At 43.3% G+C, this 14,344-nt stretch carries 13 protein-coding genes and 2 pseudogenes; 5 read left to right on the forward strand and 10 right to left on the reverse strand.

Annotated features, from left to right (window positions below; translation table 11 throughout):
- Positions 1 to 422 precede the first annotated feature (422 nt).
- The 8 genes and pseudogenes from ONZ52_RS04530 to ONZ52_RS04565 form a co-directional block, all read right to left on the reverse strand.
- Positions 423 to 1,820, reverse strand: coding sequence for a PepSY-associated TM helix domain-containing protein (locus ONZ52_RS04530; protein WP_265217535.1), 1,398 nt, complete (start codon positions 1,818 to 1,820; stop codon positions 423 to 425).
- 231 nt (positions 1,821 to 2,051) lie between these two features.
- Complete coding sequence (locus tag ONZ52_RS04535) at positions 2,052 to 2,426, reverse strand: DUF2946 domain-containing protein (protein WP_265217536.1); 375 nt, start codon at positions 2,424 to 2,426, stop codon at positions 2,052 to 2,054.
- 78 nt (positions 2,427 to 2,504) lie between these two features.
- Complete coding sequence (locus tag ONZ52_RS04540) at positions 2,505 to 2,873, reverse strand: DUF2750 domain-containing protein (RefSeq protein WP_265217537.1); 369 nt, start codon at positions 2,871 to 2,873, stop codon at positions 2,505 to 2,507.
- A gap of 100 nt (positions 2,874 to 2,973) precedes the next feature.
- On the reverse strand, positions 2,974 to 3,981 hold the full coding sequence (locus tag ONZ52_RS04545) for an adenosine deaminase (RefSeq protein WP_265217538.1): 1,008 nt from the start codon (positions 3,979 to 3,981) through the stop codon (positions 2,974 to 2,976).
- A gap of 159 nt (positions 3,982 to 4,140) precedes the next feature.
- A complete protein-coding gene (locus ONZ52_RS04550; RefSeq protein WP_265217539.1) occupies positions 4,141 to 5,208 on the reverse strand; it encodes a BMP family ABC transporter substrate-binding protein in 1,068 nt (355 codons plus the stop codon).
- Positions 5,209 to 5,275: 67 nt separating this feature from the next.
- Positions 5,276 to 6,208, reverse strand: coding sequence for an ABC transporter permease (locus tag ONZ52_RS04555; protein ID WP_265217540.1), 933 nt, complete (start codon positions 6,206 to 6,208; stop codon positions 5,276 to 5,278).
- Positions 6,209 to 6,217: 9 nt separating this feature from the next.
- A pseudogene (locus tag ONZ52_RS04560) lies at positions 6,218 to 7,284 on the reverse strand (ABC transporter permease).
- Positions 7,281 to 8,841: pseudogene (locus tag ONZ52_RS04565) on the reverse strand (ABC transporter ATP-binding protein). The pseudogenes ONZ52_RS04560 and ONZ52_RS04565 overlap by 4 nt, the downstream one beginning before the upstream one ends.
- 471 nt (positions 8,842 to 9,312) lie before the next feature.
- Between ONZ52_RS04565 and ONZ52_RS04570 the strand changes: the two are divergent.
- From ONZ52_RS04570 to rlmM (ONZ52_RS04590), 5 genes are all read left to right on the forward strand, one after another.
- A complete protein-coding gene (locus tag ONZ52_RS04570) occupies positions 9,313 to 9,477 on the forward strand; it encodes a hypothetical protein (RefSeq protein WP_265217541.1) in 165 nt (54 codons plus the stop codon).
- 56 nt (positions 9,478 to 9,533) lie between these two features.
- The gene (locus ONZ52_RS04575) at positions 9,534 to 10,373 is read left to right on the forward strand and encodes a GGDEF domain-containing protein (protein ID WP_265217542.1); all 840 of its coding nucleotides are present in this window, start codon (positions 9,534 to 9,536) and stop codon (positions 10,371 to 10,373) included.
- A 104-nt stretch (positions 10,374 to 10,477) separates the two neighbouring features.
- Positions 10,478 to 10,897, forward strand: a complete 420-nt coding sequence (locus ONZ52_RS24590; protein ID WP_321160255.1) for a pseudouridine synthase — start codon at positions 10,478 to 10,480, stop codon at positions 10,895 to 10,897.
- A 297-nt stretch (positions 10,898 to 11,194) separates the two neighbouring features.
- A complete protein-coding gene (gene rlmM / locus ONZ52_RS04585; protein ID WP_265217543.1) occupies positions 11,195 to 11,800 on the forward strand; it encodes a 23S rRNA (cytidine(2498)-2'-O)-methyltransferase RlmM in 606 nt (201 codons plus the stop codon).
- Complete coding sequence (rlmM, locus tag ONZ52_RS04590; protein ID WP_265217777.1) at positions 11,688 to 12,248, forward strand: 23S rRNA (cytidine(2498)-2'-O)-methyltransferase RlmM; 561 nt, start codon at positions 11,688 to 11,690, stop codon at positions 12,246 to 12,248. The genes rlmM (ONZ52_RS04585) and rlmM (ONZ52_RS04590) overlap by 113 nt, the downstream gene beginning before the upstream one ends.
- A gap of 77 nt (positions 12,249 to 12,325) precedes the next feature.
- Here the strand turns inward: rlmM (ONZ52_RS04590) and ONZ52_RS04595 are convergent, their stop codons facing one another.
- Together ONZ52_RS04595 and ONZ52_RS04600 are read right to left on the reverse strand one after the other, a co-directional pair.
- Positions 12,326 to 13,993, reverse strand: a complete 1,668-nt coding sequence (locus tag ONZ52_RS04595) for a L,D-transpeptidase family protein (RefSeq protein ID WP_265217544.1) — start codon at positions 13,991 to 13,993, stop codon at positions 12,326 to 12,328.
- The gene (locus ONZ52_RS04600; protein ID WP_265217545.1) at positions 13,990 to 14,277 is read right to left on the reverse strand and encodes a YkgJ family cysteine cluster protein; all 288 of its coding nucleotides are present in this window, start codon (positions 14,275 to 14,277) and stop codon (positions 13,990 to 13,992) included. The genes ONZ52_RS04595 and ONZ52_RS04600 overlap by 4 nt, the downstream gene beginning before the upstream one ends.
- Positions 14,278 to 14,344 lie beyond the last annotated feature (67 nt).

Here is a 14,344-nt window from a genome sequence, read left to right on the forward strand (position 1 = left end):
AGTATCCTATGTTAATGAATGTATGTTGACGTTTGAAATATCAGACCTTCCCTGACCTTAAGCAAAAGAGATTTTGTTTCGCCCATGGTCTATTTGGCATTTACGGTCAAATTGATAATGTATTTATGAAGTTTATCTAATGTATCATTTTAAAAATGAGAGAGAAATCTTAAGTTTGGAAAGTATTTTCTAGGTCATGTTGCCATCGTTGGTGATTGTGACTAAGGCTTGCTCCACCTTTTATAAGCAGTTGGATGTCTTTAAAAATCGTTCAGATGATAAAATTAACCCAATATTCTACTGATAACATGCCAATAGGCCAGAGAAAAAACCATTTAGGGTGTCTGTCCGCTTGATTTAAAGCATCGATAATGCTCATCAAGTTCGCAAGGAGTTTGATGAGCATAAGAGTACTGAAAGCCTTACTGTTGATATTTCCAGCGAAGAGCGTCGATGATTAAAAAGACAAGCAAACTAATGCCCATTACGGGCATGCTAACACCTAAAATAATGGCAATCAGCAGCGTGATGGTTTTTTGCGTGCCGGAGAGTTTCTTCCATGCTTGTCGCAGTGGCTTGGCTGAAGAGCCTGCCTGTGGGCGACGTAGCCACCACATTTTATAGCCCCAAATAATCATAAGGCACAAAGAGAGTCCAAAAAATGCCAAAATGATCTGGTTGGTAATGCCAAACAGAATGCCCATGTGTGCATCAATCCCCCAGCGAATTAACTTTGCAACCACAGGGAAGGTGGCAAAGTCAGCACGACTGGTGACGGTCATGGTGCTGGCATCTACCGCGACACTGTCAACTTGGGTTGGCCAAGAGCGGTCTATTTCACTCACCCGCCAAGCTTTATCTTTGGTTGAGGAGGGCCTTATTTCGAGCTTATTCGCGTCGATTCCAGCGTCTCTTGCTACTTTCAAAACCCCATCAAACAGAGCATCAACATCTTCAAATTTTTCTGCTGCTGGTTTCTTTGCCGGCATATTATGGTGACTTGAATGATTTAGGTGATCGGCATGTTCGTCAGACATCATCATATTGTGATCTATGGTTGTGAGGTCTTGTGAGACTGACGGTGTGACCCAGCCAATGCTATTGCGCAATGTGCTGATATTGTCTCCAGCCCATTTAGACCAAGTTAATCCAGTAATGGAGACAAAGACTAAACCGGCAAAAAGCAACAAACCTAGTTGATAATGGCGTCTACGTTTCCGAAGATGCGCTGTTTTGTTGGCCAATTCGGCCTTATTTTTCTTACCGCCTTTGTACCATAAAAATACGCCACCAAGTGCAGCGATCCATAGCCAAGAAGCGGCTAATTCACTGTAATAGCGTCCAACTTCGCCTAAAAGCAGTTGACGATGCATAAAATCTATTGTGGTTCTAAGTGGTAAAACGCCGCTGGTTCCATAGACAGGCAGATTACCTTTGACCTCGAGTGTGATTGGATCGATAAACACCGCTCTAGCACCGGAATGTTGTGCTGTTTCATCTAAAAACATGATACGCGTCGTATCGCCAAGTTCTGGTGCAGGGCGAACAGCAAACAACGTCAAATCACTTTGCAGAGACGATTTTGCGGCCGCGATTTGTAAGGAAAGCGGTTGGCTTTCTCCTATATTTTGTGTGGTTAATACATCTTTATAGAGGGCGTTTTCTATTTGCGGGGTAATCACATAAATCGTCCCTGTAAGGGCGGCGACAAAGATAAAGGGGCCGACGAACAGACCAATATAGAAGTGCAATCGTGTAATTAATAGCAACATTGCGTTTGAAGAAGACTCGGACGTCTTGCTATTGGTTTTTATTGACATTATTTATTTCTCGTTTGGTGGAAAAGGGAAAAACAACGCCTCTGAGCGAAACGCTCACTTTTCCATTATTATTAAAGACATGCATAATTTTGCTGGTTCTATGGCGAACCTGAATTGGCAGTGTCATTTTTTCGATATAGTGTTGAGAGTTAGACCGAAATGGTTGGTGGTGCTCTGGGGAGAATGGAAGTGAAGGGCACATTATATTTGTGCGAAATAGGCGTCGTTACCCTATTTAGGTAACGTTCTTGTATTAGCGGGATGAGGCTCAAAGGTTTTGGCATCTATCCAGTTTAAATGAAATAGTAGGGAACAGTAACCACAAGCCTCTAGAAGGTTTGCGCTTTCACCATGATTGTGATGTCCATGATGACTGATGTGGGCAGAGACAGTTGCTACTTGCTTGTCTTTGCTTTGCTCTAAAAGCATTTGGGCATGGTCGTGCCCTGAGGCGTGCATGTTCATTGACACGCCCCCCATCGGCATCATGCTTGATTGGGGTGCAATAGCATTGCTTATTTGAGAGAAAAGCGGACCAAAATAAATAAGAAAAACAGCAAATAAGCTAACACACATGGCAAAGTGTGTTAGCTTATTTCGACGCATTTTTAATTTTCTGTCTTCGCATGGAAGACTTTTTAATTGAAAATTCACGGCGTGTTTATCTTAGATTAAAGCGTAAAGTTAACGGATTAAATCGGCTGCATGTTCTTCCGCGGAAGCAACAATGCATTCACCCGCAAAATTTGGTGCAATACCTACTGAAAAACCATCGCCTTGCATGCCTGGCAGCCATTTTTCGGCCCAATCCACGGCATTGATTTCTAGACTATTGAACCCAGTATAATCTTTTTCGCCCCAAGCCACTGCTAAGGCTTCCGTTGGCCAAATGGGTAATACTTTATCGCTGCCAAGATCAATGATCAAGCAGCCTTCAGTGTCAGCGAGTGTCCATACAGACGAGCCTTTTTTTACGAGTTTTATAACATGCTCATAGCGTTCACTGCTGGGCAAACGATAAAAAGTATCATCAAGAGGGATTGGGTTTGACATGGGATGGTCTCAATTCAGTCGTAAAAAACGAAATATTACCACATTGACGAAAAGGAGTGATCCATTCAATCTATCTTTAGTCAATGTGGCGGATAAAATGTTAGGCGAACAGTGTACGTAACTGCGCTAGGTGTTTTTCTTTTAAATTGTTCTCCATCCAACTCCCTGTTATACCATTTTGCGCCAATTGGAATAATTCCTCTTTGCTAATGCCTGTATGAGTAATTAATGACGCGTAGTTATCGGCCATATAGCCACCAAAATACGCAGGGTCGTCTGAGTTGACTGTGGCGTTCAGACCACGTTTTAACATGGTTTTAATTGGGTGGTCTTTCATGTCATTAACAACACAAAGCTTTAAATTGGATAAAGGGCATACCGTTAATGTTAGGCCGCGCTTTTTGATTTCTTCAATAAGTTGGTCGTCTTCCAGTGCTCTATTGCCATGATCAATTCTATCGACATCGATTTGATCGATTGCTTGCCATACGTACTCTGGCGGACCTTCTTCTCCCGCATGGGCGGTGACTTTTAGGCCAAGGTTTTTGCAGGCTTCAAAAACACGCAAGAATTTCTCTGGTGGGTGACCCACTTCAGAACTGTCTAAGCCTACACCGTCAATTAAATGTAGGAAGGGTTTGGCGAGTTCAAGGGTTTCAAAAGCACTTTCTTCGCTTAAATGTCTGAGAAAAGACATGATGAGTTTAAATGTCATGCCCCATTTTGTTTCTGCGTCTTTGAGGGCGCTATAAATGCCGTTGATTTGCGTATCAAAAGGGACGCCACGAGAAAGGTGTCCTTGAGGGTCAAAAAAGATTTCCACATGCACGACGTTTTCGCTGTGGACCTTGCTAAGGTATGCCATGGTTAGGTCGTAAAAATCCGCTTCATGAAGCAGTACTGACATGCCTTGGTAATACAAATCTAAAAAATCTTGCAAGTTAGTGAATTGATAGGCCGCTTTTAATGCTTCAACGGTATGGTATTTCAGTTCAACCTGGTTTCGTTGTGCAATGGCAAACATCTGCTCTGGCTCAAAGGTTCCTTCTATGTGTAAGTGAAGTTCCGTTTTAGGCATTTTCTTTGATAGTTCGATCAGTGTTTCCATAGGTTTCCCTTTCGTTGCTGTGCCTTGAATTCTTAAATATAGCGATAAAAGCGAAGATGAAAAAGAATGGCTGGCAGTGTTGTGTGAGTGTGGCTTAAAAAAACAGGGGAATATACAGCCAGCAGAGCTGGCCGTATATAAAAAATTACTACAAACGTATTAACGTGGGATTTCGTCGGTAATGCCTTCCACGTACCAGTTAACCTGAGCAAGTTCTACATCGGTTAATGAGTGGTCAGCTGGTACGGCGATATTGCCTTTGTTGTCTTTGATTGGTCCAGTGAAGGGTTTGAATGCACCGGATTTGATGGCATCGTGAGTGGCATCAATTTTGGCTCGTACTTCAGTTGGTAGATTTGGGTTAATAGAAGCTAATGTTAGCATATCATCATGGAATCCACCCCAGAAATCCTGAGATTTCCAAGTGCCATCCATAACGGCCTGAACTTCTTTGATGTAGTAAGGTGTCCAGTTGTCACGAACAGAGAAAATGTGCGCATTAGGCGCAAATTTACTTTGGTCCGAAGCTTGTCCAATAGCGCGTAGACCACGTTTCTCTGCAGCAATGAGCGGAGCTGGGCTGTCTGTGTGTTGCAGCATGACGTCAACACCTTGGTCCATCAGTGCATTTGCGGCATCGGTTTCCTTACCTGGGTCATACCAAGTGTTCGCCCAGACAATTTTCATTTTTACATCAGGGTTAACGCTCTTTGCTCCCATGTAAGCCGCATTGATGTCACGGATAACTTCTGGGATTGGGAAAGAACCAATATAGCCAATGGTATTGGTTTTGGTCATCATTCCTGCCGCTACACCAGAGATATAACGACCTTCATAGGTACGCAATACATAAGTACCTAAGTTTTTGTCTAGTTTATAGCCTGTTGCGTGTTCAAATTTCACATTTGGAAAGCGTTTTGCAACTTTCACTGTTGGGTTCATAAAGCCAAAAGAGGTTGTGAAAATAAGATCATTTCCCGCTTTTGCTAACTGAGTAATAACACGTTCTGCATCGGCACCTTCTGGCACGTTTTCAACAAAAGTGGTTTTGATTTTATCACCAAAATACTCTTCTAAGCCTTTACGGCCCATGTCATGCTCGTAGCTCCAACCTAAATCGCCAACTGGGCCAACATAGATGAAACCAACTTTTAATGGCTCTTCTGCTTGAACTGCAGCTGCCCCCGCTAAAAGCCCCAAACTAACCAGCAAACTTTTCAGTTTCATTTTTCGCTCCTTTTATGCCCTAAGGCTTTATTGTCTTCAATAGTGAAGTAATCGTTAATTGTGTTGGTTAAGCCATGTTTCTTGGGTCAAAGGGTTTGCCCAATGAACGAGGCGCTAGCAATTTTTCTTTGAAATGGTCGGCACTAATAATCACCATGACAACGACGGTCGCCACATAAGGCAACATGGCCAGTAAGTTGGGAGAAATAGACCATCCCATGCCTTGTAATACCAGATGCATAATGCTCGCCAAACCAAATAGATAGGCTCCTAGCATGATTCGTCCAATTCGCCATGAGGCAAAAACAACCAGTGCCAGGGCAATCCATCCTCGCCCAGCGGTCATGTTCTCTACCCACATAGGGGTATAAACAAGCGACATGTAAGCCCCTGAAATCCCCGCCATGGCGCCGCCAAACATGATGGCTAAATAGCGTACTTTAAGTACCGGTATGCCAATCGCGTTTGCCGCGTTAGGATTCTCCCCTACGGCTTTGAGCGTTAAGCCAATGCGGGTTTTATTGACCACGTAAAACAACACTGCGGTCATGCCAAAAGAAAAATACACTAAAATATCATGGTTAAAAAGAATGCGTCCTATGTAAGGTATGTCGGACAATAATGGGATGGCGATGGGGGGGAAACCTTGAATGGTTTGACCGACAAAGCCAGCCCCCACAAAAGCACTTAGGCCCGTACCAAAAATCGTTAAGGCCAGTCCAGTGGCGACTTGATTAGCACCAAGCTGCAAGACTAATACGGCGAAAATCAGGCTCATGGTGCTGCCCATTATTATCGCGGCAAGAACACCAAATCCCATGTTTCCAGTAGAGTAGGCGGCCAAAAAGCCAACTACAGCGCCCATTAACATCATGCCTTCTTGACCAAGGTTTAATATTCCTGATTTCTCGCAAATGACTTCGCCAAGGGCAATAAAGAGCAGTGGCGTGCCTGTTTTAACAGCGGCAAATAAGATTTGTACGATAAGATCTGAATCCAAGATGTGCTCCTAGTTTGTCGCTTGATTTGAAAAGCTGAGACGGTTATTGATGAAAAAGTCACAGGCCAAGAGGAAGAAAAGTAACACCCCTTGAAACATACTGACCACGGCAACAGGAATGCCCATTTCGATTTGAGCCAGATCGCCACCCATGTAAATAACGGCCATAAAAACAGCGGCAATGATAGCCCCCAGCGGGTGGAGCCTACCCAAATACGCGACAATAATGGCGGAATAACCGTAGCCTGGGGACACATTCGGTACCAGCTGTCCGATGGGGCCTATGGTTTCGCTGACCCCTGCTAGGCCAGCCAATGAAGCCGCAAATAGCATGACGAACCAGCTTAATTTTTTACTATTAAAACCGGCGTATCTTGCCGCGGGTTCATCGGCACCAAAGACGCGTATTTGAAAGCCTAGGTGAGTTTTACTCAAGATAAACCATCCGATGATGCCAGACAGAATGGCAAAAACAATACCAAGGTGGATGCGGCTATTTTCAAACAGCGTGGGCAGTAAAGTGGCATCGGTAAACATGGCGGATTCTGGAAAGCCAAACCCCTGGGGATCTCTTAATGGTCCATGCACCGCCCAAATTAATAAATACAGCGCGATGTAGTTGAACATAATGGTGGTTAATATGAGATTTGAATTAAAGCGCAGCTTTAAAAAGGTAGGAACGGCGGCCCAAATCATTCCGGAAGCAATGCCTGCCAGTAGGGTAATGGGCAAAGCCAATGCCGAATCCGAGTCGATGAAGTAAATGGCCATGGCGGAACCGCCTAATGCCCCCGCCAATAATTGTCCTTCTGCACCAATATTCCACATGTTTGCGCGATAACATAGGGATAATCCTACTGCACAAAGCAGAAGAGGCTCATTTTTACGAACATTTCGCCAATGTTATAACTGTCTGCTAATGGCGCGATCAGTAGCACGTGTAATGCTTGTGAGGGAGATTTACCAATAGCAGAAAATAGAATGCCGCCAAAAATCAAGGTTAACAAAATAGCCAGTAGCGGAGAGGCTACTTTCATTAATGAGCTTGGCTCAGTGCGAGCTTGAATGCGGATCATGCCTTAGCCTCTTGTTCTTGTGCACACACCGATGTGTTATTGATAAAAGTTCCTGCCATCCATTGACCTATTTGGTCTATGTTGGTGTGTTCTGTTTTCACTAAGGGGGATAAATGTCCGTTGCAAACGGCGGCCATTCTGTCAGCCAATAAAAACAGCTCGTCTATGTCTTCTGAGATGAGCAAAATGGCGGCCCCTTGATCTCGAAGCTCGAGTAATGCTTGATGAATGGCGAGCGCGGCGCCCACATCAACTCCCCACGTTGGGTGGGCACAAATCAATACTTTTGGGTTTTGACCAATTTCGCGACCCATAATAAATTTTTGTAGATTGCCGCCACTTAAGCTTTTCGCTTCAGAAAACTCACCATGGCATTTCACTTTGTATTTGGTGATAAGCGTCTGAGTGTAATTTTTGATGCTTTGCCACTGTACAAGTCCGTTTTTAATAAAGCCGTCGCTGTGTGTTAAAAGGGTGTTCTCTGTTAGGCTCATATCTGGCACTGCTCCCCGACCTAAACGTTCTTCAGGGACGTAAGCCATGCCCAGTTTTCGCCTTTCGCCGGCATGCAAATGACCAATGTCGAGGTTATTCAGTGAAATAGCCTGTTTGACATTGCGAGCGTCCTCGCCACTAATTATGGCCATGAGTTCGTCTTGTCCGTTACCCGCTACTCCAGCAATGCCTAATATTTCACCAGCTTTTAACGTAAGATTGATGTCTTTTAGCGTTGTGCCGAAAGGGTGTTTGGATGGCAGAGACAAATTGGTGATGCTGAATACAATGTTTGTCCCTTCTCTTTTGACGTATCCCGCTTCTTGTTCGGCCAGCTCGCCCACCATCATTTTGGCAATGGTGGCAGGCGTTTCTTCATTAGGGATACAGGTATCCACTACTTTTCCGCCACGGAGAATAGTGGCTTTATGGCAAATTTCAGTGACTTCATGCAATTTATGGCTGATAAATAGAATGCTACAGCCTTCTTTTGAAAGGGTGCGTAAGACGTCGAACAGTCCAGATACTTCCTGTGGTGTTAGTACTGAAGTCGGTTCATCTAATATCAGTAGTTTCACCGACTGTACAAGACAACGCATAATTTCCACTCTTTGTCTTTCGCCAATAGAAAGAGAATGTATATAGCGACTTGGATCAACGTTTAAACCATATTCTGCTGATAGTTTTTTGATCCTATCCGCCAAATCGCCAATGTTATTCAATTGAGCTTTGCTTAGACAGAGCTTCAATGTTTTGGCTGACGGTCAGCGTTTCAAACAGCGAAAAATGCTGAAATACCATGCCAATGCCTAGGTCTCTAGCGATAGAAGGGGATTTGATGCTGACTTCTCTACCATCCCAAATAATGTCGCCTTTATCTGGTGCGACCACACCATAAATGGTTTTCACCAGGGTGCTTTTTCCTGCGCCGTTTTCTCCAAGTAAAGCATGGATTTCTCCTGGCATCAGAGTCAGGCTTATATTGTCGTTGGCAAGGCAGCCTGGGTATTGCTTGGTAATGTTCGCAAGCTCAAGGCGTGATACCGAGTTGTGTGTTTTCAATGTTTCGGCACCTTATTATTCATGGTTACATAGATGAAAGAATGCACTTTTTTGGATGTTGTCTGCTCTATTGTGGTGCGCATCATGTTTATTTTTTACTTATTTGACCGATTAGTTAATGTTTGCTGTCTGAAACAGATATACTGGCTTTATGCTAATCAATATTCATGCCAATGGGGCTGGCAAATATTGTGGCGTAGAATACGAAAGTTTCAGGTGTTTGTCTTAGACTGTTTTATAAGAATGCTAATTATTTAGAGTGATGTTTATTTGCTCAAATGAATAGGAAAAAGAAAGGCTATTCTGTAGAATACGAGTTTTAGTCTTTTGACAGTTGAAACCTTTTGTAAGTCTAGTTGTTTTTTGCGAACACAAAGTTGCAAATACTCTGGTTGAGTCTAATTGCTCATAATACGGAATGTAAGTGCGGGGTATAGTGTTTTCTTCAATAAAAAAATCATAGAAAAGCTTTTGAATCTCGGTTTTGAAGATGAGTTTGGTAACGATCTTAATCAAAAGCATGTGGTGAATTTTTCTTACATGATGTTCTGCATTAGCTCAGTGCTTATGCTGGTTGTCTTTACATCACGATGCTTGCCTGCTGTTGCGATTTTTGTTTTGCTGGATTGCTCTTAGGCTTAATTGGTTTGCGTTATAACTACAGAGGGTATTTCTATCGCGCGCAAGTAATAATGCCGATTATTAAGATTGTACAGATTGGCATTCTTAGTCTGTTTTACTTTGGCACAGATAGCGGTCTTCATTGGCTTTTTGTGAATGTTATTGCTTATTCTTTTGTGGTTTTTCGCTCTGATCAGCGCTCAATCAAATATTGGATTGTCTGTGTATCTACTCTTTTGTTTTTAGTTTGTGAACTATTAGACACAAGGGGTATTTATCTTACTAGTATTGATCAAAATATAGTGATTGTATTGGTGTTTATTGCCGTATCTTTTAATTTTGCCATGGTGATCCATCTGGTCATGAACAGGCTTAAGTCGGTGAATCGACACTTGCGTATTTTAGCCGAAAAAGATGAGTTAACGGGGCTGTCTAATCGAAGGAAGGTATTGGCCGATGCAGTCAATATTTTTGCAGACTCGGTAATCAATAGAGAATCCTGTGTGTTTGCAATTGTGGATTTAGACCACTTTAAAAAAATTAACGATACTTTTGGTCATGAGGCAGGTGATCTGGTGCTGTCCAAGGTATCTACACTGATGGCGTCAGTGATTCGCCCCCAAGATAAGATTGGTCGTTATGGCGGTGAAGAATTTATTGTCATATTGCCCAACACTACCTTGAGTGCGGCTGAGCGGATCATGGAGAATATGAGGCAGTCAGTCGAAGATATGTTGATCGAGACTGAGCATGGCATTGTTATCCCAGTCACTATCAGCATTGGTTTGGCGCCAATAGAGTCCAGCGTTTCTCGTTATGAAGAGATATTAGCTCAAGCTGATAAAGGCCTATACGAAGCTAAGCGTAGTGGTCGAAATAGGCTTTCTGCGCTTTCTAATTATCAAAACTAAAATATAATCGCTTCTTTTTGTTGACATATGAGTTGTCCACTTTCTCTGTGGATAAACTTGTTGGCTAATCTATTTTTCCTTTATTTATTCGTGATGAGGCCGTTTTGCTCGAAGTATTGTTTCGTAGTGATGACTACTGGGTCATTGAAAAGCCTGCGGGTATGAGTTTTCATGCAGAATCTGAAGCTGTTGGGGTTATGCAGTTTTTGGCCAGCTCCTTCCCTGAGTGCTCTTTTTATCCTGTGCACCGTTTAGACAAAATGACATCTGGATTATTGATTGTTGCTTGTAATGCTAAAGCTGCCGCCACGTTTGGTAAAATGTTTGAAAATCATGAGATGGAAAAACGTTACTTGGCGTTGTCTGCAAAAAAGCCAAAGAAAAAACAAGGTACTATTGTGGGTGGTATGGTGCCCAGTAGAAGAGGGCAATGGAAATTAACTAACTCTAGGGAGAATTTGGCGATTACGCAGTTTTTTCTCTTTCTTTTCAAGGGAATAGAGTATTTCTTGTCAGGCCTTTGACTGGCAAAACCCATCAGATTCGCGTGGCGCTAAAGAGTCTCGGATCACCTATTCTAGGAGATCTTAGGTATGGTGGAGAAGAAGCGGATAGGGGGTATTTACATGCTTATTCTTTGCAGTTTGATTGGCAGGGAGAGGAAGTGCGTTATGTTAGCTTGCCTAAATTTGGGTCATATTTTTCACCTGAATTATCTGCTTTTGTTACGGCCCAATTGGCTGAGTCTGTTGTAAAATGGCCCTCTAGAAAGTCATTAATATAACTCGGTAGGAATGATGCCTACTTGAGAAGGAATTGTAATGAAAAATGTTTTGGTTTATTGCCGTCAAGGTTTCGAAAAAGATTGTGCGGCAGAGTTGTCTGAGATTGCAAGTAGCAAAGGGTTTTACGGCTATGCGAAGGTTGTTCCGGATGCTGGTTATGTTGTGTATAACTTTGATCAGACGGATGCAGGAGAGCTATTAATTCAGCAGCTGGATTTTAATCGTCTCATATTTGCACGCCAGATTGTTGCGGTTAATGATGTTATTGCATTGGAGCAGGGTGGTCGAGTTGAGTCTTTGCTTGAAGCGGCTCGTGAGTTGCCATTGGCTGAAGATATTTGGATAGAAACCGCCGATACTAATGATGCGAAAGCGTTATCGAATTTGATTAAAAAACTCGAAAAACCCCTACGGGAAGGCTGGAAAAAATCGGGCGTTTTGCGTAACAAAGCGATTGGTGTGCGTCACCATGTGTTTATGCTTGATGGAGAATCCGCATACTTGGGCGTGTCTTATGCTGCGTGCCGTAGTGAGTTTCCCATGGGCATTCGTCGCTTGCGCTTTCCCGCAGCGGATTCCAAGTCGCTCAACTCTAAAGCTAGAAGAAGCTTTTTTACAATTTGTCCCAGAACGCACTCTTGAGGCAGATTTAACGGAAGGAATGACGGCGGTTGATTTAGGGGCTGCCCCTGGAGGCTGGACGTATCAGTTTGTTAAAAAAGGCATTCATGTAATTGCCATTGATAATGGTCCTATGCAAAAAGAACTCATGTCTACTGGCTTGGTGCAGCATGAGAAGGCTGATGGGTTTAAGTTTGAACCCCCTTACACGGTTGATTGGTTAGTGTGTGATATGGTTGAGCGTCCTATGAAGGTGGCTGAACTGATGGCCAAGTGGTTGGCCAATGGCTGGACAAGGCGTGCGATTTTTAATTTAAAACTGCCAATGAAAAAGCGATATCAAGAAGTCTCGCTGTGTTTACAAACCATTGAGGCGATGTTGAAAAAAGCGGGGGTGGGTTACCATTATCAGGTAAAACACCTTTATCACGATCGTGAAGAAGTGACCGTTTGTATTATGGTTAGATAGTGACGCGTAAACACGCGTGCAATTTTAAGTCTTAATAAACCCCATAACCTCACAGTAGGTTCATGGGGTTTATTGCATTAGATGGAGTCTCTAGGGTCGATCGGAGAGTATCCCATGGCTTCTTCCATTAGGTTGTCTCTTGCGTAGATGTCATTACGAAATTCCAGCATGCCATTTGCGTTTGGCACAACGGTAAAATACACCAAATAAACCGGAATGTAGTTAGGTAAACTGATAACCGTGTTGCTGCCTGTTTTTAGTGCGTTGTTCATTTCATTAAACTGTTTGTTGCCTTTGGTGATTGCTTCAGCAAACGCCATAGGCTTTTCTAGTCGAACGCATCCTGAACTAAAAGCCCGCTCCGCTTCACGGAATAGATGTTTCGCTGGTGTATCGTGCAAGTATATTTCATTTTTATTGGGAAACATGAATTTAAACTGGCCTAGCGCGTTCCCCTCGTCAGGTTCTTGTTCAAAGCGAAAAGCAAGTTTGTCTTCACTAATCTCTTTCCAGTTTATTTTGGTGGAGTCCAGCTCTTTTGCACCGATACTCCAGCTTGAATACACTTTATAGCGATGTTTTATAAGATAATTTGGGTCCGCCTGAAGTTTAGGTAGTAGATTTTCTCTGGCAATGCGATGGGGAACACGCCACGTCGGGTTGGTGACCATATAAGTCATTAACCCCTTGAACACGGGGGTTTTACGGTCAGGCTTGCCAATGACGGCTTTCATGGAAGTGAGTTCACCGTTTAAGTGCATGTCTACCGTGTAGTTGGTTAAGTCAACCCAGATGCGATTTGCTTCTAATTCGCTTGGTAGCCAGCGCCATCTTTCTAGATTGTAGGCAATTTGCTTTGCTCTAGATTTTAATGGGATGTTAAGCATTTCAATGGTTTTTGATCCAGCGGCACCGTCCGCAGTAATATGGTGGCGTTGTTGAAAACGTATCAATGCTTCTTTTAAGGATGAGTCAAATTGCTCTTCATTTACCTTGCGTGTAGAGAAGCGTATATCGCCGAGTTGAACTAAGCGTGCCCTTAGCTGTGCAACTCGGGGTCCTGTGTCGCCAGCTGATAAAGGCACTCCCGCACTCACTAATATATCTTTTTCTTTGGCGGCCAGCTCTTGGTAATACACGAGCCATTTTTGTAGTACTTGGTATTGCGGGCTGCGTGGAGCAAATAATGGCAGGGCATTTACCATGTCGGTTGCAGAGTCGAGATATAAGAGCTCTTTCCAATTATTGTTGGGGGCGTCTAGCTGCCAATTTGGATCGATAAGTTGAGGCTCATAGCGGCCATTACTTAGGTCATGAGCGTAGCTTGTTAATGCAATCGTCGCGATAACGTCCATTTCCGCCAGTTGTTGGGAACTGGGTTGTTTTAGTGCTAAATATTCTTTAATGATATCTGAGTGATAATGAATAGGGTTTAACCCATGGGTATGGGATTGCTCAAGTACGTCGACAAGCTTATAGATAGACATATTGATTTTTTCATCTTTAATCCACACTGGTTCATAATCGCGTGATTGGTAAGCATCAAGAACGGTTTCATTTGGCAGTGCTTGGCCGGCAACGGGGGTGAAGGCGTTAAGTGTGAGTGAGACTTGGTTTTTAATGCTGTCTTCTATTTGTGACTCGCTTGGAGGGACAAGAACAAATGACTTATTTGAGCCAGTAGAGCAAGCGCTCAATAGTAGGCTGGCGCAAATAATAGGGAGGAGTTGTTTTGCTAATGTCATTTGTCTTTCCTTTTAAATAAATGGCTGTGTATTGGTTTTGTGTCGTCTTCCAAATTCGACAAAATATGGAGTGCCTCTGTTCTGTTGTTGCCACAAGTGTATTCTTCTGCTTGAAAATCTGAACATACTTTGGGTCTTAGTGGATCGCCAAAAATGGCACATCGATAGTCGTCCAAAAGTTGCACGCAAGTTTCCCCAGCCGCTTTCCCGTTTGGCATGCCGGGAATTGGAGAGGAGATCGAGGGTGCCGTGCAGCAAGCGCCACAACTTGGTCGACATTGCATAGTTGATACTCTTATTGTAGCGTTGATTTTAGTCGCAATTCTTCGTGTTTGCTTTGCATAATATTTA

The organism is Marinomonas rhodophyticola, assembly GCF_026113935.1.
GTDB classification, from domain to species: domain Bacteria; phylum Pseudomonadota; class Gammaproteobacteria; order Pseudomonadales; family Marinomonadaceae; genus Marinomonas; species Marinomonas rhodophyticola.

Excerpts from the sequence above, each read along its gene's own strand:
- ONZ52_RS04600 (WP_265217545.1), bottom strand. The coding sequence starts at position 14,277 with ATGCAATGTCGACCAAGTTGTGGCGCTTGCTGCACGGCACCCTCGATC.
- ONZ52_RS04550 (WP_265217539.1), bottom strand. The coding sequence starts at position 5,208 with ATGAAACTGAAAAGTTTGCTGGTTAGTTTGGGGCTTTTAGCGGGGGCA.
- rlmM (WP_265217543.1), top strand. The coding sequence starts at position 11,195 with ATGAAAAATGTTTTGGTTTATTGCCGTCAAGGTTTCGAAAAAGATTGT.
- ONZ52_RS04575 (WP_265217542.1), top strand. The coding sequence starts at position 9,534 with ATGCCGATTATTAAGATTGTACAGATTGGCATTCTTAGTCTGTTTTAC.
- ONZ52_RS04595 (WP_265217544.1), bottom strand. The coding sequence starts at position 13,993 with ATGACATTAGCAAAACAACTCCTCCCTATTATTTGCGCCAGCCTACTA.
- ONZ52_RS04535 (WP_265217536.1), bottom strand. The coding sequence starts at position 2,426 with ATGCGTCGAAATAAGCTAACACACTTTGCCATGTGTGTTAGCTTATTT.
- ONZ52_RS04545 (WP_265217538.1), bottom strand. The coding sequence starts at position 3,981 with ATGGAAACACTGATCGAACTATCAAAGAAAATGCCTAAAACGGAACTT.
- ONZ52_RS04530 (WP_265217535.1), bottom strand. The coding sequence starts at position 1,820 with ATGTCAATAAAAACCAATAGCAAGACGTCCGAGTCTTCTTCAAACGCA.
- ONZ52_RS04540 (WP_265217537.1), bottom strand. The coding sequence starts at position 2,873 with ATGTCAAACCCAATCCCTCTTGATGATACTTTTTATCGTTTGCCCAGC.